The organism is Moorella sp. E306M (genome assembly GCF_006538385.1).
Taxonomy (GTDB): Bacteria; Bacillota; DSM-521; order Neomoorellales; family Neomoorellaceae; genus Neomoorella.
On sequence record NZ_BJKO01000001.1, the window covers coordinates 1,981,930 to 2,000,331 of the forward strand.

At 52.2% G+C, this 18,402-nt stretch carries 17 protein-coding genes, 6 tRNA genes and 1 pseudogene; 22 read left to right on the forward strand and 2 right to left on the reverse strand.

Features of this window, described 5'->3' with window-relative positions; genetic code table 11:
• Window positions 1-21: 21 nt before the first annotated feature.
• The 14 genes from mobB (at window position 22) to FLZ89_RS10315 (ending at window position 9,856) form a co-directional block, all read left to right on the forward strand.
• A complete protein-coding gene (gene mobB / locus FLZ89_RS10250; protein ID WP_141265187.1) occupies window positions 22-537 on the forward strand; it encodes a molybdopterin-guanine dinucleotide biosynthesis protein B in 516 nt (171 codons plus the stop codon).
• 23 nt (window positions 538-560) lie between these two features.
• Complete coding sequence (gene phoU, locus FLZ89_RS10255) at window positions 561-1,298, forward strand: phosphate signaling complex protein PhoU (protein WP_141265186.1); 738 nt, start codon at window positions 561-563, stop codon at window positions 1,296-1,298.
• 4 nt (window positions 1,299-1,302) lie between these two features.
• The gene (locus tag FLZ89_RS10260) at window positions 1,303-2,919 is read left to right on the forward strand and encodes a Na/Pi cotransporter family protein (protein ID WP_172613550.1); all 1,617 of its coding nucleotides are present in this window, start codon (window positions 1,303-1,305) and stop codon (window positions 2,917-2,919) included.
• 76 nt (window positions 2,920-2,995) lie between these two features.
• Window positions 2,996-3,847: a polyamine aminopropyltransferase gene (gene speE, locus FLZ89_RS10265; RefSeq protein ID WP_141265185.1), complete on the forward strand. Its 852-nt coding sequence runs from the start codon at window positions 2,996-2,998 to the stop codon at window positions 3,845-3,847.
• Window positions 3,848-3,929: 82 nt separating this feature from the next.
• A complete protein-coding gene (gene speB, locus FLZ89_RS10270; protein WP_141265293.1) occupies window positions 3,930-4,754 on the forward strand; it encodes an agmatinase in 825 nt (274 codons plus the stop codon).
• A 69-nt stretch (window positions 4,755-4,823) separates the two neighbouring features.
• Window positions 4,824-4,898 (forward strand) — tRNA-Val (locus FLZ89_RS10275).
• 5 nt (window positions 4,899-4,903) lie between these two features.
• A tRNA-Asp gene (locus FLZ89_RS10280) sits at window positions 4,904-4,980 on the forward strand.
• A 5-nt stretch (window positions 4,981-4,985) separates the two neighbouring features.
• Window positions 4,986-5,061, forward strand: a tRNA-Phe gene (locus FLZ89_RS10285).
• Between the two features lie 63 nt (window positions 5,062-5,124).
• Window positions 5,125-6,276, forward strand: coding sequence for a M24 family metallopeptidase (locus FLZ89_RS10290; protein WP_141265184.1), 1,152 nt, complete (start codon window positions 5,125-5,127; stop codon window positions 6,274-6,276).
• A 160-nt stretch (window positions 6,277-6,436) separates the two neighbouring features.
• Complete coding sequence (locus FLZ89_RS10295) at window positions 6,437-7,261, forward strand: LuxR C-terminal-related transcriptional regulator (protein ID WP_141265183.1); 825 nt, start codon at window positions 6,437-6,439, stop codon at window positions 7,259-7,261.
• Window positions 7,262-7,513: 252 nt separating this feature from the next.
• Window positions 7,514-8,191, forward strand: coding sequence for a potassium channel family protein (locus FLZ89_RS10300; protein ID WP_141304908.1), 678 nt, complete (start codon window positions 7,514-7,516; stop codon window positions 8,189-8,191).
• Window positions 8,192-8,388: 197 nt separating this feature from the next.
• Window positions 8,389-9,633 carry an ISL3 family transposase gene (locus FLZ89_RS10305; protein WP_141262898.1) on the forward strand — a complete coding sequence of 415 codons (1,245 nt, stop codon included), beginning with the start codon at window positions 8,389-8,391 and terminating at the stop codon, window positions 9,631-9,633.
• Between the two features lie 60 nt (window positions 9,634-9,693).
• Window positions 9,694-9,768: transfer RNA gene (locus FLZ89_RS10310), tRNA-Gly, on the forward strand.
• A gap of 12 nt (window positions 9,769-9,780) precedes the next feature.
• Window positions 9,781-9,856, forward strand: a tRNA-Cys gene (locus FLZ89_RS10315).
• Window positions 9,857-9,971: 115 nt separating this feature from the next.
• Here the strand turns inward: FLZ89_RS10315 and FLZ89_RS15720 are convergent.
• A complete protein-coding gene (locus FLZ89_RS15720) occupies window positions 9,972-10,133 on the reverse strand; it encodes a hypothetical protein (protein WP_172613551.1) in 162 nt (53 codons plus the stop codon).
• Window positions 10,134-10,227: 94 nt separating this feature from the next.
• On the opposite strand from FLZ89_RS15720, the gene FLZ89_RS10320 reads away from it, so the two are divergent.
• From FLZ89_RS10320 to FLZ89_RS10345, 6 genes are all read left to right on the forward strand, one after another.
• Window positions 10,228-10,650: a PaaI family thioesterase gene (locus FLZ89_RS10320; RefSeq protein WP_141265180.1), complete on the forward strand. Its 423-nt coding sequence runs from the start codon at window positions 10,228-10,230 to the stop codon at window positions 10,648-10,650.
• A gap of 140 nt (window positions 10,651-10,790) precedes the next feature.
• A tRNA-Leu gene (locus FLZ89_RS10325) sits at window positions 10,791-10,880 on the forward strand.
• Between the two features lie 320 nt (window positions 10,881-11,200).
• Window positions 11,201-11,803 carry a DUF6431 domain-containing protein gene (locus tag FLZ89_RS10330; RefSeq protein ID WP_141264861.1) on the forward strand — a complete coding sequence of 201 codons (603 nt, stop codon included), beginning with the start codon at window positions 11,201-11,203 and terminating at the stop codon, window positions 11,801-11,803.
• Between the two features lie 170 nt (window positions 11,804-11,973).
• A complete protein-coding gene (locus FLZ89_RS10335) occupies window positions 11,974-13,362 on the forward strand; it encodes a DDE-type integrase/transposase/recombinase (RefSeq protein ID WP_141264860.1) in 1,389 nt (462 codons plus the stop codon).
• Complete coding sequence (locus tag FLZ89_RS10340) at window positions 13,362-14,162, forward strand: ExeA family protein (RefSeq protein ID WP_141264859.1); 801 nt, start codon at window positions 13,362-13,364, stop codon at window positions 14,160-14,162. Before FLZ89_RS10335 ends, FLZ89_RS10340 begins: the two co-directional genes overlap by 1 nt.
• An 867-nt stretch (window positions 14,163-15,029) precedes the next feature.
• Window positions 15,030-15,578 carry an N-acetylmuramoyl-L-alanine amidase gene (locus tag FLZ89_RS10345; protein WP_256369534.1) on the forward strand — a complete coding sequence of 183 codons (549 nt, stop codon included), beginning with the start codon at window positions 15,030-15,032 and terminating at the stop codon, window positions 15,576-15,578.
• 7 nt (window positions 15,579-15,585) lie between these two features.
• Here the strand turns inward: FLZ89_RS10345 and FLZ89_RS10350 are convergent.
• A pseudogene (locus FLZ89_RS10350) lies at window positions 15,586-15,717 on the reverse strand (transposase); the annotation flags it as partial.
• Between the two features lie 348 nt (window positions 15,718-16,065).
• On the opposite strand from FLZ89_RS10350, the gene FLZ89_RS10355 reads away from it, so the two are divergent.
• Together FLZ89_RS10355 and FLZ89_RS10360 are read left to right on the forward strand one after the other, a co-directional pair.
• Window positions 16,066-17,247, forward strand: a complete 1,182-nt coding sequence (locus FLZ89_RS10355) for a Druantia anti-phage system protein DruA (protein ID WP_141265178.1) — start codon at window positions 16,066-16,068, stop codon at window positions 17,245-17,247.
• Window positions 17,244-18,401, forward strand: coding sequence for a hypothetical protein (locus FLZ89_RS10360; protein ID WP_141304909.1), 1,158 nt, complete (start codon window positions 17,244-17,246; stop codon window positions 18,399-18,401). The genes FLZ89_RS10355 and FLZ89_RS10360 overlap by 4 nt, the downstream gene beginning before the upstream one ends.
• Window position 18,402 lies beyond the last annotated feature (1 nt).

Consider the following 18,402-nt stretch of genomic DNA (forward strand, 5'->3'; position numbering starts at 1 on the left):
AATGGAGGTTTTTGTGATAACATGAGTACACCTGTTATCTCCGTAGTTGGCAAGTCCGATGTCGGGAAAACAACATTACTTACCAAACTCCTGCCGGAGTTAAAACGGCGGGGTTACCGGGTCGCTACTATTAAGCATGATACTCACGGCTTTGACATCGACCGCCCTGGTAAGGATACCTGGCGCCACGCCGAAGCCGGGGCCGACGTTGTCGTAATTTCTTCACCCAGCAAGATGGCTTTCATTGAAAAAGTTGATGCAGAGCTCCCTCTGGATGCCATTGCAGAACGCATTCAGAATGTCGATCTGATTATCACTGAAGGCTACAAGCGCGGTGACAAACCTAAGATCGAAGTCCACCGTGCGGCTGTAAGCGGCGAGCTCCTGTGTGAACCGCAAGAACTTCTGGCCGTGGCTACAGACGAGCCCCTGGCCATTGACGTCCCTTGTTATGGTCTGGATGACGCCGCGGGCCTGGTGGACCTGATTGAAGAGCGGATTCTTGCGCCGGCAGGCAGGAAGCGGAGGGCAATTTAACATGGGCAGAGGAGGAATATTACATGGGCCGGCCACTTAATGCTTATGACCGGGCGTTAATGAACCTGCAAGAAAACATCTTACAACTGGGTGATTACGTTGCCGACCAGGTAGATAAAGCCCTGGCTGCCCTTAAGGCCCAGGATTGTAACCTTGCACGCCTGGTGGTAGAGGGCGATAACTTTGCCGATGACCTGGATTACAACATTGAGATGGCGGCCCTGGACCTGATCTCTCTACAACAACCCCGAGGGGAAGACCTGCGTATCCTGGCTACCGTCATGCGGGTAGGCAAGGAACTGGAACGCATCGGCGATTATGCCGTCAATATTGCCGAGATAGCCGGCCGCCTCGCCAGTCTGGGACCATACTTCAAACCCCTGGTAGATATTCCCCGCATGAGTGACCTGGCCCAGGCTATGCTGAGGAAAAGCCTCCAGGCCCTGGTAGACCGCGACCTGGAGGCAGCCAGGGAAATAGTCCGGGCCGATGATGCCGTCGACCGTCTTTTTGAAGACCTGTACGACGAACTGGTAGGTTTTATGAAGCAGGGGCCGGAGTATGTCGACCAGGCCAGTTATCTCGCCCTGGTGGCCCGTTACCTGGAACGTATTGCCGACCATGCCGTGAACGTCGCCGAGATGGTCGTCTACAGGGAGACAGGACAGCGCCGCGCCTTTAAAGACTACCAGGGGCCTCAGAAAACAATCCTGCCGGGGTGTGACAATAAGAGGACCAGCTCCGGTAATGTAGAGGGATAATAGCTTGAGTTCGTTGATATTCCCCATTGCCACCGGGCTGGCAGGTGGTCTGGCCCTTTTCCTTTTTGGCATGCATCTTATCAGTACCGGCCTGCAAAAGGCGGCGGCCCGCCAGGTGCAGCAGCTCCTGGGGGCGGTAACGAAAAATCGCTTCTTTGGTATGCTGGCGGGGCTGGTGGTGACCATTTTCCTTCAGACCAGCGCTGTCACGACGGTGCTGCTGGTAGGCTTTGTCAGCGCGGAGCTCATGAGCCTGGGCCAGGCCCTGGGGGTCATCCTGGGGGCGGCTATTGGCTCTACCCTGACGGCCCAGCTTATTGCCCTGCGCCTCAGCGACTACGCCCTGTGGGCCGTGGCAGCCGGCCTCATACCATACTTCTTTGCCAGGCGCCTGCGCTGGCGCTACCTGGGACAGGCTATCCTCGGTTTTGGCCTTATCTTTTACGGGGCGGCCCTTATGGGTACGGCCGTAGCCCCCTTAAATACCCTGCCCGGCTTTAAAACTGCCTTGAGCCCCCTGGCCGCCCACCCCTGGCTAATGATGCTGGCAGCCACCCTTTTTACCGGCGTTGTCCAGGCCAGCGCGGCAACAGTGGTCCTGGCTATGACCCTGGCCGCCCAGGGTGCCCTGCCCCTGGAAGCGGCTCTGGCCATGGTCCTGGGAGCCAACCTGGGTACCACAGCTACAGCCCTCATTTCCAGCATTGCCCTGTCCCGGGAAGCCAAAAGGGTAGCCCTGGCCCATTTCTTTTTTAAGCTGGCGGGTACCCTCCTCTTTCTACCCTTTTTGGGACTGTACAGTTATTTATCCCGGCTGACTTCTCCGGATATTGCCCGCCAGGTGGCCAACGGCCACACCCTTTTTAATGTTATTAATATGATCCTCTTTCTTCCTTTTACTCCCCGGGTAGGCCGCCTTATGGAAAAGGTCCTCCCCAGCGCTCCCGAGGAAGAAAAGGTGGCCAAGTACCTGGATACAAAAGTCCTGGAGATACCAGAACTGGCCCTGGCCCGCGCGACCCAGGAGCTTTTACGCATGGCCGGCATCATCAGGGAAGAGATGTTTCCCCGGGTGATGCAGCCCTTAGCCGAGCGGGAAGTTGAATTACTGGAAAAGCTGCGCAGCCTGGATAATATTCTTGACTATCTTTACCGGGCGGTGGCCAGGTATCTCGCCCAGTTGAACCAGGGCAACCTTACCGACGACCAGTTAGTGGCCCAGACCAAGCTCCTCTATATAGCCAATGACCTGGAGCATATTGGCGACGTGGTCGTGGAAATGGCCCACCAGTGGCGGAAAATTGAAGCCAGCGGGGTGGAGTTTTCCCCGGCGGGGCAGGCTGAACTCCAGGAGATGTTTAATAAAGTCAAGGAGAATTTTGCGACGGCCATCCAGGCCTTCGCCGCCGATGACGAAGCCCTGGCTGCCAGGGTCATAAGGGATCATCCTGAAATCTTACGCCTGGAAAAGAACCTGCGCTACTCCCATTTCCAGCGGTTGCAGCAGGAGAACCGCCTCAGTTTAGAAACCACATCCATCCACATGGATCTCATCAACCAGCTCCTGCGCCTCAACATGCATAGCGTCAGCATAGCCCAGGCGGTTATGGGGATTATTTAACTTGCAGGCCCTTGTGGTAAAGTTATTTTTTTGCTAAGATAGCTTTCTGGAAAAAAAGGAAGGAGTTGAATTAACTTTGCAAGGCATCTGGTTTTCTGAACTGCAAACCCCCGGCTTGGCTCTATCCGTCAAGCTGAAAAAAACCCTGCACCACGAAAAAACGCCCTATCAGGACCTGGCTGTGGTGGAGACGGAGGCTTACGGGCGCATGTTGCTCCTGGATAACATAATCCAGACCACAGTGGGTGATGAATTTTTTTACCACGAGATGATGGCCCACGTACCTTTAAATACCCACCCCAATCCCCGTACGGCCCTGGTCATTGGCGGCGGTGACGGTGGTGTTATCCGGGAAATTATCAAACATCCCAGCATTGAAAAAGCCACCCTAGTGGAAATTGACGCCCGGGTGGTGGCCAACGCCAGGGAATACCTGCCGGAGATCGCTTGCGGCCTGGACGATGCCCGGGTGGAGATCCGCTTTGAAGACGGCATCGAGCACGTCCGCCAGATGGAAAACACCTATGACGTGATTATTGTGGATTCCACCGATCCTATTGGCCCGGCGGTAGGGCTCTTCAGCACCGAATTTTACCGTAACGTTTACCGGGCTTTAAAGCCGGACGGGCTCTTTGTCGCCCAGACAGAGTCACCTCTCTTTAACGCCAGGCTTATCCGGCGTATCCAGCGGGATCTGGCAGAGATTTTCCCTATTGCCCGCCTGTACCTGACCACGGTACCCACATACCCCGGCGGTTTCTGGAGCTTCAGCCTGGGGAGCAAGGAGTATGATCCCCTGGAGGTTGACTGGAAAAAGGCACCCCAGCTGGTGACCCGTTTCTACACCCCGGCCATCCACCAGGCAGCCTTTGCCCTGCCGCCCTTTGTCCAGGAAATCCTTGAAAAGCGGGACGAAGAGGAGTTTTAGGGTGCTAAACGGGTTGGGTAAAAAAGGTTGAACGGGGGAAGTAAGATAAGTGTTACCGGGATTTGTCAAAAACCAGGGCTTTATGGCCAGTAGCGATAATTATGAAGCCGCCCGGGTGGTCCTGGCGGGCATCCCCTTTGACGCCACCACCAGCTTTCGCCCCGGCGCCCGCTGGGGCCCCCAGGCCATTCGCGCTGTGTCTGAAGTCCTGGAAGAATACAGCCCGTACCTTAAACGCGAACTGGGGCAGGTGCCTTTTTACGATGCCGGCGACCTCGACCTGGTACCGGGCCGGGTGGAGGCCAACCTGGAACGTATGGAGACGGCTGCTGCCGCCCTTTTCCAGGACGGTAAGCTTCCTTTATTCCTGGGGGGGGAGCACCTGGTGAGCTATCCCCTTATCCGGGCGGCCCGCCGCCACTACCCGGGTCTTGCCGTCCTCCACTTTGACGCCCATGCCGATCTGAGGGAGGAATACCTGGGGGAAAGGCTTTCCCATGCTACCGTCATGCGCCTGGTGGCAGAGGAAATCGGCCCGGGCAACCTTTACCAGTTTGGCATCCGTTCCGGTACCTGGGGCGAATTCGCCTACGGCCAGGAAGAGACCAATTTTTTTATGGACGTCATCACCACCCCCCTGGAGAAGCTGGTACCCGAACTGGCATCTCGCCCCCTCTATGTTAGCATAGATATTGACGTCGTGGACCCAGCTTTCGCTCCCGGCACCGGGACCCCCGAACCGGGGGGCTGTACGCCCCGGGAGATCCTGCAGGTTATCTACCTGCTGCGGCAGGCCAGGGTAGTGGCCTTTGACCTGGTAGAGGTATGCCCGGCCTACGATCACGGTAACATTACCGCCATCCTGGCAAGCAAAATCACCCGTGAGGCTATCCTCGCCTGGGGTTAGCAGGTGGGAGAAAAATATTTGACTTCCCGGCAGGACCATGCTATAATAACTAACGCAACAGGTTAATGGGGGCGGTTAGCTCAGCGGGAGAGCACCTGCCTTACAAGCAGGGGGTCGGCAGTTCGATCCTGCCACTGCCCACCAGGGAAGGAGCCGTAGTGTAGCGGTTTAACATGTCGGCCTGTCACGCCGAAGATCGCGGGTTCAAATCCCGTCGGCTCCGCCAGACATGCCTCGGTAGCTCAGTTGGTAGAGCAGAGGACTGAAAATCCTCGTGTCGGCGGTTCGATTCCGCCCTGAGGCACCAGTACCAAAGGCCTGGAGATACCAGGCCTTTTCTATTATCAAAACTGATTTACGGAGGCTGACTATGATCACCACTGAATACAGGGAGCGAATCAAGCGTTTCCAGGAGGCCCTGCAGGCCCGGGAATTAGACGGCGCTATCATTTTCCAGGCCGTTGACCTGTATTACCTGAGCGGTACGGCCCAGAGCTGCCACCTTTTTATCCCCGCAATGGGAGAGCCTTTACTCCTGGCCTACCGGGATACCGCCAGGGCGCAGGCCGAGGCTGCCTTAAACCGGGTACTGCCCCTGAAGAGCTTCAGAGAAATACCTGTACTACTGGCCGAAGCCGGCTGGCACGGGCTAAAGCGTTTGGGTTTAGAAATGGATGTCATCCCTTTAAGCCTGTTCCGGCGTTACCAGGAGATTTTCCCGGAATGTCAGTGGGTGGACATAAGCCAAATATTGCGCTCCCAGCGCATGGTCAAGTCCGGCCCGGAACTCGACGCCCTGCGCTATGCTGCGGGCAGGCACGCCGAAGTCTTTAAGTACATAAGCAGCGTGATAAGGCCGGGGATGACGGAACTGGAAATCGCCGCCGAGTTTGAAGGCTACGCCCGCCGTCTGGGCCACCAGGGTACAAAACGTTTCCGTGGCCAGGAGCAGGGAATGATACCGGGCATAGTTGCGGCCGGGGCCAATGCCGCCCTGGCTTCCTGTTACGACATACCCCTGGCCGGAAATGGCCTCACGCCCCTGTATCCCCTGGGTCCCAGCCAGCACCGCTGGGAGAAGGGGGAACCCCTGCTCATTGACTACGCCGGCGTTTACGGCGATTATACCGTCGACCAGACGCGCATTTACCTGGATGCAGCCGCGGCGCCTGTTTTGCAAAAAGCCCAGGAAGTAGCCGTGGAGATAGCAGCCAGGGTGGCGGAGAAGGCCAGGCCCGGTGTGACGGCAGGCGAGCTTTATGACCTGGCCGTCAAGATGGCCGGCCAGGCCGGGCTGGGCGAATACTTCATGGGTCATGGCCGCCAGGTTAGTTATATTGGCCACGGTATCGGGCTGGAATTGAACGAGTGGCCAGTCATCGCCAGAGGGAATAATACCGTCCTGGCAGCGGGGATGGTCTTTGCCCTGGAGCCCAAGTTTGTCTTTCCGGGCCAGGGCAGCGCCGGGGTAGAAGATACGTATGTGGTTACGGAAAAAGGAGCAGTAAGCCTAACTTATTAAAGAAAACACTAACATCATTTTTCCTCCGGCCAGAAAATCTTTAAATTTATAAACAGGCCTGGTACCAGGGGGCGAGAGCAGGATTATATTCTTAATTGCCGAATATGTATATAAGAGGTAGTTACATACATTCTATCCGTGGTGGAGTATAGAGAGCCCAATGGATACCGGTTGCCAGAAAGCTATTGATGCACGCCTTAAATTAGCTAAACTTGAACTCCAGGTGGCCTTGCTGGCCCGGGCCGGTTTAAAGCGTTGGGAAATAGCCACGGCTTTAGGTTTACAGCAGGGTACCGTTAAATCCCAGCTTGAAAGAGTGGCTACCAAGCTCGGCTCTAATTGGAAGGACAGGAAAAACATCATCTGGCCGGAACTGGAAGAAGAGGTCTTACGGGCCGTAAGGTCTTTGCAGGAACAGAATAAGCAGGAAATCAGCTTTAACTCTGCCCGCCTGGCAATGGAAGGGGAAATCTCCCCGGATGAAGCTGCTATCCTCCAGCTGCAAGGTGTGCCTTCCAGGGTAGGGAGTACTTACCTGCGCCAAGCCCGGGCCGTCCAGTGGCACCTGCTCCTCCTGGGGGAAGGCCGTGTTTTGCATGTTGGTGCCGCCGCCCGCTTCTGGATAAAACCAGCCCTGGCAGCCCTTGCTGACAACAAATACATCCGTTATTTACACAGCGATAATGGGGACGATCCCTACCGGCCCTGGTGGTTGCCCTATACTACCAGTGGTCGTGCCCGGGGTACCCGGGCTGCCTATTACAAACTCGGAGATGCCTCTGCCGGCGATTACGTCCGCAATTACCTGCAAGCCTGGCTTGATGGCGAGCTAGCGGATTATATCACCCACCTTTATAGCCGTATGCAGCAGCGATGGCAGGCTTTAAGCCGGATTGCCCGAAGCGCCGGGCGACCTGAACCTATACCTCCTCCCACGCGGGCCGAGCTGCTAGGAGAGGCCCGGCAAGTTCTCGGGATAAGTTAAATATTAACCTTGTTACCTTGACGCCGCCCGGAGGGGCGGCGTCAAAAGCTTTACCGGACCACGTATAGTAGTGGTCATGGCCGCTGGCCCGTTATATAACCCGTATCACCTTCATTGCGCATCGCGGCGATAAAAGTTCCGCCTAGCAGAGATAGCCAGTTCTGCCGAAACTAGCCTGGAAAGAATAAAATTTACCAACGGCAGGAAGCGGGGATGTGGTGGCGAATAGTTATTGCAGAGAGGGGTTGAGTCATGAGGATTGTTGTAGTCGGTGGTGGTAAGGTTGGCTACCAGGTAGCCAAACAGTGTGCCGCCTGGGGCTGTAAAGTAGTGATGGTGGAACATGACCAGGAAAAGGGTGAGAAAATTAAGCAGGAACTCGGCCTACCGGTAGTAATTGGTGACGGCACCAGTTCGCAGGTACTCAAAAAGGCCGGAGCTGAAAATGCTGATATAGTTATTGCTATTACGGATGACGACCAGGATAACCTGGTAATCTGCCAGCTGGCAGAGCGCCAGTTTAAAGCCAAACGTACCCTGGCCCTGGTAAATAATCCTGGTAATGAGAAGCTCTTCCGCTGGCTAGGGGTCAACCAGGTAATTGGCCCGGCATCCCTTATCCTGGGATTAATCCAGGAAAGGGTGGATATGGATGCGACTACGGCTCTGTGGATGCAGGGCATTAAAGATTTAAAAATGATCCAGTTTAAACTTGGTCCTGATGCCCCTGTCCTGGAGCGGAAAATAAAGGAGATACCCTTTCCCAACGAATGTATCCTGGTAACCATTGTCCGCGGTGATACGGCCATTGTCCCTTGTGGCAATACGGTCCTGGAAGCAGGGGACCTGGTCTTTGCTCTCACTAATCCGGCTGTCCAGGCGGAGGTTGAGTATATCCTGATGGGCAGGGTCGAAAATGGGGAAGGGTGATAGCCTGGCTTATCCCGTAATAATACTTTTGCTTTGAGCCTGCAAATGCGGCTCTATAATAAAAAGTGTGGGAGGGGATAGGAAGAGATAGAAGGACAGAGGAGAAGAGATTTTAGAAGTTAAAGGAGGAAAAAGAGGGGGGCACATCCAAATCAAATGTTAGCAAACAAAAACCCCATTAGGAAAGGAGTGCCCCCATGAATAAGAATAGCACGATCACCCTCAAGGGACAAGAGAATTTTGATAAAATACTCCAGTCCATTTTAGGAGAACGGCAGGAACGTAAAGATATTGTGTTAAGGGTGACGCTAGAGCCGCCAGCATTATGCCCTGCATGTAACAAAGGCAAATTACATAAGCACGGCATTTTAAAGAAGAACCGGAAGCCCCAAGAAAGGAAAATTCGTCACGCTTTTTTATACGGGAGATGGATTTTTTTATCCTGGGTTCCTGTACGGTATAAGTGTTACCATTGTCATAAGACTTTTACCCTTCGTCCTCCGAATACCATCCCCTGGGCCAGATTTACAAAACTAGGAGTGCAGACAGTAGTGTATTATGCCCAGAGGATGAGCTTTACCTATGCAGCCCGAATATTACACCTTACTCCTAATAGGGTTATAAGATTACTAGACAAGTATATCCAGTCCGGTCTTCCAGCAGATGATACTCAAGAGCCCATAGTCTTAACCTTAGATGAACTGTCCTTTAGCGGGAATGATTATGTATGCGTAGTAGGGCGCCTGGAACCGGATAAGAGGCCTTTGACGATTTTGGGTGATGACAGGAAAGCAACTATAAAGGCTTACCTGGAGGGGCTCAAAAAAGCCGGGGTTAAAGTAGAAGCAGTAGTAATTGACATGAAAGACTCCTGGCGCAAGTTAATAAAAGCAATCTTTCCTTCAGCCAGGATAATAGTAGACCCTTTCCATGTAATTCAGGATGCCAACCGTCGCTTAAATGAAGCACGCAAGATAGAGCAAGAAGCAGGCAAGGAGAATATACCTCGCCTACCCTTGCTCAAGGCTAAAGAAAAACTTACTTCCAGACAACAACAGCAGCTAGAAGAAATTAAGAATAAATACCCGTCCCTCTATGAACTATACCAGCTAAAAGAAGATTTAAGACAAATCATAAAGATGGACCGGGTTGAAGAGGCAGAAATTGCCTTAAGCCGTTGGCTTATAAATGCAGAATGCGCTGAAAATGTAGAGGGACGGGTATGGGCTCGTACTATTAAGTTCTGGAGGTCAGAAATATTAAACCTGGTTAGATACACCCAGCAAGGCCGCCGGTACACCAATGGTTATATAGAAGGCAAGAATACTTTAAGCAAAATGCTGAAACGATTAAGTTTTGGTTTTAGGAATCGTAATCATTTCATCAAGAAAATTTTCCTGGGATGTTGCCCTCAAAATTTAATCCCACAACTATTGACATAGAGCCTGCAAATGCTTGACAGGACTTTGTGCCCGTGCTATAATCTAACATGCAGTGAGCGAGCGGAAATAGCTCAGCGGTAGAGCATCGCCTTGCCAAGGCGAGGGTCGCGGGTTCAAATCCCGTTTTCCGCTCCATTTTTTTACCGTGGCGCGGTGGCGAAGTGGCTAACGCCGCGGTCTGCAAAACCGCTATTCGCCGGTTCAAATCCGGCCCGCGCCTCCAGGTTGGTTACTAGAAGACCATTTTGCACAACGGCAAAATGGTCTTTTTGTATTGTTAAGGCGCTGCTTGCAATTTACGTTTGTATGAAGCATCTTACTTCCCAAAAGTTGACATATCAGCAGTTAACTGTTAGGATGTAATTGTTCCTCCTTTTGTTGCTGGAGTAACTTTTCCAGCTGTGGAACACAGCATGCTTTAAGGAGTGGGCAGGGAAACAACGCTTCAAATCGGCAATTTCCACCTGCAACTGGTTGATGCGTTCTTGTAAAATTGCCACATTAATCCCACCTCTATCCTTTATAGCATAGGAAGGCATAGTGATTTTTTGGGGCAAAACGTTTGCGATTAATTATATCAGAAGGGGTGGCATTATGGGAGGGGATTTTGCTTGGCCGGCGGGCGAAATTGATGCAGAAAAATGGCAGGCCATCGTTCAACCGGACAATCCCTTTGCCAAGTTACTGGGAATAGAAGTAGTCGAAGTAGGGCCGGGGCGCAGCTTGGTGCGCCTGAAAGTGCTTCCTAAACATCTCAACTCCTGGCACACCCTCCACGGTGGCGTTTATGCCGCTCTGGCCGACCGGGCCATGGGAATTGCCGTGCGCTCTACCGGTAAGGAGGCTGTAACCTTGAACCTCCAGGTTGGTTATTTAAAGCCGATTGAAGCCGGTCAGGTGGTGGAGTGCCGGGGAATGATAATCCACAACGGCGAGCGGATAGTAGTAACAGAGGCAAGATTGACTTCTGCCGGCCAAACGATAGCAACAGCGGGGGGAATATTTTATGTGAAATAATCCGGTTTTCACCGGGAGATACTGGCGACATCTACTCCGTGGCGACAAAAAAATACCGCAGTGCATCCGGTGGGTGGCGAGGAAGTTTAAAACTCAGTATTGAATATTCCCATCGTTATATGCTATAATATTCTATGCTTGCGAGAGTGGCGGAACCGGCAGACGCCCGAGACTTAAAATCTCGTGGACCCTTTAGGTCCGTGCGGGTTCAAGTCCCGCCTCTCGCACCACCTTGAGAATCAACGGTTTATGGGCTTAACAAATCGGCCTATAAACCGTTTTTTATTGTATAGTATCGAGTAGCTAAAGAGAGGAGTATCGGGTAGTTGGGCCAAAATCTCGTGTATTGTAGATCCTCACATTAATTCATCCCAAAATAATTCCATGGTCGCAAATTGAACAATCTGCATCTAAAGTTAATACCAGGAGAGTATGAGAATCCTATTTCACTTTACGCCAGTATTCAAACTATAGATGGGTTTAGTCCATCTTCTGGAAGGCGTGCTGCTTGGGGGCGAATAGAGTAGAATATTGGCTGGGAGGGTTTACCATGCAGCTGATATTCTACACCACCGTGTCGCCCGAAGAGTACAGCCGCCAGGGTAAAGATTTCCCCTTTCCGGAACCCGATTGCTGCCCCCATTGCCGGATAAAGATACCGCCCCGAAAACACGGGTTCTTTCACCGCAACGTTATTACCGCTGATTTCAGCGGCCGCATCTTAATCCGGCGTTACTACTGCCAATACTGCCACTCTACCATTTCTTACTTGCCTTCCTTTTGCCTGCCCTATTTTCAGTATTGTGTTGATTTGATTTTTACCGGCCTCAGGCTTATGCTGGAGTTCAATTTCTCCCTGCGAGGTTGCCTTAAGTTTCTAAAAGGGCGCTACCCAAAGCTCTACTGGGACATCTCACACTTACAGTTTTACCTGCGCCGTTTTCTGGCCAATTTGAAATTTATCAAATTAGCCTTACGCCAATTCATGCCCCGGGTTCGGCTGCCGGAGGAAATACCCGCCAAAAAGGAAGGAGCCCAAAAGGTACTCCGCCTCATTACCACTGGATTTGCCCACATCCAGTCCTTCAGTACCAGGTTTTACGAGGCTTGGGGGTACGCTTTTATGGCTCCTTTGCGTAATATTTTAGCATAACCGGAGCTCTTCTGGTACCCCTGGAGGTGAAAAATGGCAGCAACAAAACTTTTGTCTGGGGACCGGCTATCAGAGAATGGTATCATGATACTCAAGGGCGCCTGCGGGCTGTAAGCGCTTACGGCCTCCTAAAATTTAACATTTAGTTTTAAGGAGGCTTACGGTTCTTTATGCTTTCTTCTCAAGAACGGGAAGAGATCGCCCTGAAGAAGTTTGCTTTGATTGCGCCGGTGCTTAACGGCCAGGTGGAAAGTCACCAGGAGTACTTTAAGGACCTGGCCTCTCAACCTATTGTCATGCCCCATTATGGCATAAAGCGGTATTCTCCCAAGAGTTTTGCCTGGTGGTTGTATCTCTACCGCCGCCATGGCCTGGAGGGTTTAAAACCCGGTTATCGTTCCGACCGGGGGAAAAGCCGGCGGATAACGGAAGAGATGGCCCTAAAAATCGAGGCCAAAAGGACAGAGAAACCGGGGCTAAGTGGTATCATGCTCTATGAGGAGCTGGTGAAAGACGGGGTGTTTACTCCTGACAAAGTTTCTCTATCCACCTTTTACCGCTACCTCTCCCGGCACCCGCTTCCTTCGTCTTCTCCGGCAACAAATGCTAAAGGAAAGGAAATCAAGCGCTTTGCCCACCAGTGGGTGAATGAGCTCTGGCAGGGGGATATCATGTACGGCCCTTACCTTAAAACGGCCCGGGGTAAAAGGCAGACTTACCTCATTGCTTTTATCGACGACGCTTCGCGCCTTATCCTTCATGCCCAGTTCTTCTGGGAGCAGAATTATTTGGCGGTGCGCTCTACTTTAAAAGAGGCCATCTTAAAGCGCGGCGTGCCGAAGATGATTTACACCGATAACGGCAGGGTCTACCGTTCTGGGCAGTTGGCCGTAGTCTGTGCCAGTTTAGGCTGTGCTTTGCTCCATGCCGAACCCTTCACCCCTTATGCCCGGGGTAAGATTGAGCGTTTCTTCCGGACGGTCAGGACGCGTTTCTTGCCCCGGCTGGACCTGGAGAAAATTAAATCCCTGGAGGAGTTAAACCTCCTCTTCTGGCAGTGGCTGGAGGAGGACTACCAACGCAAAATTCATAGCTCCCTGGGCCTTAGCCCCCTGGATTATTTCCTCTCCCAAGTTCAGCGGATACGCCTCTTTCCCGACCCGGCGCTTTTGGATGAGTATTTTCTCCTGCGGGTCATGCGCAAGGTTAACCATGATGCTACCTTCTCTTTGGAGAATGTCCTCTTTGAAACGGAGCCGCAGCTGGCCGGATTGCGCCTTGAGGTGCGGTACGACCCGGAGTGGCTTTTAAACCCCGCCCGGCCCGTCCTTTTGTACCGCGAAGGGTTAAAGGTGGGCGAGGCCAGGCAGGTGGACTTTGCCACCAATGCCGGCCTGAAAAGAAGAGGGCGCGGCCGCCCGGCCGGCAAGGACCGCCCACCCCTTCAGTTGCCGGGGAAGGTAAATCTCCCTCATGCGGACAACCCCCTCCCGGCACCGGCGCCTTCCGTCTCTTTTGCCGCTATCCTCACCCCAGAGAACGTTGGAGGTGAAGGGTGATGTTTACCCAGTTCTTTGGCCTTAAATTTAATCCCTTCACCAAAGAAATACCCTTCGACCAGTTGTTCTTAAGCCAGGACCTCCTGGAACTTAACTCCCGCCTGAAGTATCTCCTTAACGTCCGGGGTATTGGACTAATTACCGGCGAGGCCGGCTGTGGTAAAACTACCGCCCTCAGGAAATTTGTCAGTGAACTTAACCCGGCCCACTACAAAGCTTGTTATTTTGCCCTCTCCACCGTCACGGTGCTGGAGTTTTACCAGGGCCTGGCCCTCGCCCTGGGCGAGGAACCCAAGCATAAAAAAGTCCATATCTTCCACCAGATCCAGGCGGCTGTCAATAGCCTTTATGCCGACCGCAATATTATTCCCCTTATTGTCCTGGACGAAATCCATCTCGCTGCCAACAAAATCCTGGAGGACCTGCGCCTCCTCTTTAACTTCCAGATGGACTCCCAGAACCCCTTTGTCCTTATCCTCGCCGGCCAAAACCTTATCCGTTCCCGCCTGAGCTTAAATATTAACGCTCCTTTAAGGCAGCGCCTGGCGGTCAAGTATTTCCTCCAGGGCCTTAGGCCGGAGGAACTGCGGGATTATGTTTTGAGCCGGCTAAAACTTGCCGGCCTTCATGAGGATATTTTTACCCCCTCCGCCCTGGAGGCTATCTACGGCATAACAGGCGGCCTGCCCCGCCTGGTTAACAACCTGGTCACCACCTGCCTCATCTGTGCCTGTGGCAAGAAACAGAGGCTGATTGATGATGAGATCGTCTACCAGGCACAAAGGGAACTGGAGATTTAGAGCCGGAAGAAGGTAAGAATTTGCTAAAGCCGGGTACCAATTTGTGGTGCCCGGTTTTGGCTTTATTTAACCTTTTTGCTGGCGCAATCTTAGAATGATGTTTGTCTATATCCGGTTTAATCTGAGAAACTTTATTCTTTTGCTGCTATCTTCGTCTAATTTATTGTGAGAAGCTTTTCCGAATTAAAGTGAGAATCTACAGTGTATCCAAAATTACACGAAACGCTAGCACCGCTGGTGGGCAGAGGTTGTAAAGGAGTGGAATTTTTAAAGATGACAGTGCCGGAAGAAATAATTGCAACAGTTTGATAGAGGATAGATACTACCGGCGGCGGGCCTACTTTCAGCTTAATTAAAATAAAATTTTTATTATAATGCAGGCAGGATATTTGCAGGTTTTTGTAGAATAGACTGGACAAAAAGGTAAATGATGGGCTGCAAGACTGACACATCCGGCAAGAAAATTTTGTGCCGATGTTTTTGCGGTGCGCAGGCAAAAAACGGTCAAATTTTAGGCAAAAATTGCCCGAGCCCCGCGAAGTAGCGAATCAGCTTTTGGGCCCCAAGGTTTCGTGGGCACGGAGTTACGAACACCCTCACCCCTTCGGGGGACGGAAACTCTTCCAGACGCCAGCTAAAATCAAACCCGTCATCGAGGTTACGAATACCCTCACCCCTTCGAGGGACGGAAAAGTGGCGGTCCGGAAATGCAAAACATGCAAAAAATTATATAATCGCCCCTTGACATGTTCTCTTTTTATGGTTACGCTGGAACCCAAGACCGGCTGAGGTTGATTAACCTGGCCGGTCTTTTACATTTTTCGGCGGGGCCGTCCTTCAGCCGGTCCGGCCCTTATCAGCACGCCCCTGGCCACGTCCTTCCGCATCCAGGTGCAGATGGGGACCGATACAAACGGCCAGCCCGTTTACCGGAAGCGTTCCTACAGCCGGGTGAAACCTGCGGCCGCGGACCTCGACATACCCGGCGCCCACTGCCGGGACGCGGGGATGAACTTCAAGTCCGCCGGCGTGGCCGTCATCGGCAACCTCATGGACCGCCCGCCCACCCCGGAACAGTGGAAATTACTTATCGGGCTGGTGCGGGAGCTGTGCCGGCGCTACAGCGTCCCGCCGGGGCGGGTCCTGGGCCACAGCGAGGTGCCGGGCGCGGCGACTGATTGCCCGGGGCGGCATATGGATATGGCGCGGTTGAGAGAAGAGATAGCCTCAGCAGGTGAGGACGACAGCAGAAAAGAAGCCGCAGCGCCGGGAAAAAGCGGAGGAGAAGGCGGCGGGGCATCAGAAACCTGCCTGTCTGAAAAGGCGAAACCCTTGAAGGGGCGGAAAGCGATAATGCAGATTAATGAAGGAAAATGTATAGCCTTTCACTCTAAGTTTGCCGCCATATCGAAATAGCGATGTATAGCGCCCCGATCAACTGGAATGCTGACTCTTCGTTGGGAAAAAGCGGATTACTACCCACACACCGGCGAATTTCCTGATTGAGCCTCTCGACACCGATGGCAGTGCGTAGCCGCTTGCGGTAGTCTTGGGGAGCGTCATCACCCTGGATAAATATCCCTTACAAAAAGGAAATTATCATTTTCTGGAGAATATGTCCTCATGAAAAGGATTTTTTGGGTTTTCAGTTGGGTCCTTGTGTATCAGGTACGGCAAACCTTTATCGACCTGGTCTGTTTACAAGATAGTTACTGAGTACGCTTTCAGAGCGAAACTGAAAGACGTTTGCCCCTATACGCTGCGGTGCACGTCCTGTAAGAATCTCATAGATGCCGGTATGCCTTTCGATCTGGTGGCGAACAGGGCACTACAAGGTGGAAATTATTAATACGGCACTTTCAATAAAGGACTTGCAGGGAGCAGTAGAAAAGGTGAGGTAGGAATGGCCAGGACGGTTTCTTTGTTGGAATTTCGTATTCTTTCCGAACTCCATTCTCACTTACAAAAACTGGGTTTTTCCACAGATAAGAATGGGAACCTGATCCCGCCAGGACAGAGCAAGGAAGCCCTGCGGGGTTTGCACTATGCGCAGAGAGAGGAAGTATTAAAAAAACAGAGCGATTTTGTTGCTAGGGCATGGGTTAGGTTGTCTAAATATTTTGCTGACGGGCGCAAGGTCGAACCGGAAAAGATATCGCCTAGCCTAGAACTGGTCGAGGGAGAAGGGTGGCGAAGGGATCTTTTCAAATTAGCTACCCTTTCGTGGAGCGTCCCGGTTTCAAATGGCTACGGGCGCAGGATGCGCTTTCTAGTATGGGATGAGCACAACGGGAAGCTCATGGGGATTATTGCTTTGGGTGACCCAGTATTTAACCTTAAAGCGAGAGATAACCTGATTGGCTGGACCGCTCAGGATAGAAAAGAGCGCCTAGTCAACGTGATGGATGCCTATGTGCTAGGAGCCGTCCCGCCTTACAGTTACATACTTGGCGGTAAATTAGTTGCCTGCCTAGTAAGAACGCGAGAAGTAGTAGAGATTTTCTCGCGTCGTTACAGTGAGCGCTCAGGGATTATTTCAAAGCAGAACAAAAATGCTCAGTTAGTACTGGTCACGACCACTTCAGCACTCGGCAGGTCATCGATCTATAATAGGCTAAAACTTAATAATCAAGTATACTTCGAACCTATCGGGTACACCGAAGGATGGGGCCATTTTCACATTCCAGATAGCATATTCGATTTGATGTGTAAGTATCTGGAAAGCACTGGGGATGACTACGTGAAGAGTTATTCGTTCGGGAAAGGGCCAAACTGGAGGTTCCGTGTTATCCGCAGGTGTATTGAGAAAATAGGGTTTAATAGTGATATCCTCAAACATGGTGTCAAGAGGCAGATATTCGCCTGCAGGGTGGCGGACAATGCCTATGATTTCCTGTCAGGGAAATATAGTTCTCCCCGGTATGATACCCTGCTGTCAACTACAGAAGTTGGCGAGCTTGCAAGGGATAGATGGCTCGTCCCCAGGTCCAAGAGAAAACCTGAATACCTTATGTGGAACCGGGAACAATTTTTAAGCCTCCTGGGAGCAGAGTACCAGTCTCTTAAAGGAGCGTTGGGCGTATGACAATAGCGAACCTGGACATGGAAGCCCTGCAGAAAAAGATAATCGAGGCTTACCAGGCCGACAGTCACCTTTTGGAGAAATTTAGGGAATACGCTAGGCGGCTAAAAGACAACGTGCGCCCGCTCAAGGCATATTCGGTGAACGCGGTATCTTTCGTCTCGGCAGACGGTGGAGACAACCGCATCATGTTTGACCCGGCATTGATCGAGCTTGTAAGGGTTGTGGATTCGCGCGGACAGGAGTATGTGCTTGATGTGGTAGCTAGCAGTTCGACCCTGGACGAGCTGGAAAAAAGAATTCAGCCAGGGCCGCAGTGCATTGAGCCATTAAGGAGGCTCTGCTCTGATCTGGGATTGAAATTAGGCGAGCTCTCATACCTGCTTAAAAACATGGGGCAAGGGGGGAACAGCACCAGTGCCCTGCGAGCCTACCGTGACATAGTCGAGTGGGCAGTGCTCTATGAAATGGTCTGCAACCCGCACCTTCAGTGGGGCGGGGACACGATACTTGTCAGGGATGGCCTGCTGCGGACCAAGACCTTCAGGCGAGACATCTTTCCCAAGATAAGGGAAAAGATAAAAGCCGGGATAGAAGTTCACGCCAGACGGAACGTGACTGTCTCCTTAGTCGGGGTAGCCAAGCAGAGCGCAGTCTTGAGCAAGCTGGCGGTAGCATTGGAACTCGAAGGGGTATTTCACAGGAAATACCCCTGTTATGTTGAAGTTCCCCTGGACATCGAAAGGGATTGTTACAACTACGACAGGACCTGGCTGTTGAATTACGATACGGCTGAGACTGAAGAGGAACGCGCGCGATTCCAGAGCATGGGATGCCTGCACTTGGTAAAGTTCGGTGATAAACCCGGGGACCCAGTTTGGCCTGTCGATATAGCGGACTGGCAGCGTGACCAGGCTCCTAAAATCCTGGGACAATTAATATACGATGCTCAGTACGGGTTTCCTATTCCCGATTACCCAATGTGCATTCAGAAGGCCCATGATAGGTCAAGGATTGGTCACATAGAAATAGAGATTCTTCAGGATATGGTTTTCAAGGGACTAACCCAGAATTTGAATGCGGACGAGTATAACAGGCTCCTCCGCTTCAGGTATTTAAGCCAGGATCTCAAAAAGTGGCGGTATATGGAGGGATGAT

Excerpts from the sequence above, each read along its gene's own strand:
- speB (WP_141265293.1), top strand. The coding sequence starts at position 3,930 with ATGGCCAGTAGCGATAATTATGAAGCCGCCCGGGTGGTCCTGGCGGGC.
- FLZ89_RS10355 (WP_141265178.1), top strand. The coding sequence starts at position 16,066 with ATGGCCAGGACGGTTTCTTTGTTGGAATTTCGTATTCTTTCCGAACTC.
- mobB (WP_141265187.1), top strand. The coding sequence starts at position 22 with ATGAGTACACCTGTTATCTCCGTAGTTGGCAAGTCCGATGTCGGGAAA.
- phoU (WP_141265186.1), top strand. The coding sequence starts at position 561 with ATGGGCCGGCCACTTAATGCTTATGACCGGGCGTTAATGAACCTGCAA.
- FLZ89_RS10335 (WP_141264860.1), top strand. The coding sequence starts at position 11,974 with ATGCTTTCTTCTCAAGAACGGGAAGAGATCGCCCTGAAGAAGTTTGCT.
- FLZ89_RS10360 (WP_141304909.1), top strand. The coding sequence starts at position 17,244 with ATGACAATAGCGAACCTGGACATGGAAGCCCTGCAGAAAAAGATAATC.
- FLZ89_RS10295 (WP_141265183.1), top strand. The coding sequence starts at position 6,437 with ATGGATACCGGTTGCCAGAAAGCTATTGATGCACGCCTTAAATTAGCT.
- FLZ89_RS10320 (WP_141265180.1), top strand. The coding sequence starts at position 10,228 with ATGGGAGGGGATTTTGCTTGGCCGGCGGGCGAAATTGATGCAGAAAAA.
- FLZ89_RS10305 (WP_141262898.1), top strand. The coding sequence starts at position 8,389 with ATGAATAAGAATAGCACGATCACCCTCAAGGGACAAGAGAATTTTGAT.
- FLZ89_RS10330 (WP_141264861.1), top strand. The coding sequence starts at position 11,201 with ATGCAGCTGATATTCTACACCACCGTGTCGCCCGAAGAGTACAGCCGC.
- FLZ89_RS10300 (WP_141304908.1), top strand. The coding sequence starts at position 7,514 with ATGAGGATTGTTGTAGTCGGTGGTGGTAAGGTTGGCTACCAGGTAGCC.
- FLZ89_RS10340 (WP_141264859.1), top strand. The coding sequence starts at position 13,362 with ATGTTTACCCAGTTCTTTGGCCTTAAATTTAATCCCTTCACCAAAGAA.
- FLZ89_RS10290 (WP_141265184.1), top strand. The coding sequence starts at position 5,125 with ATGATCACCACTGAATACAGGGAGCGAATCAAGCGTTTCCAGGAGGCC.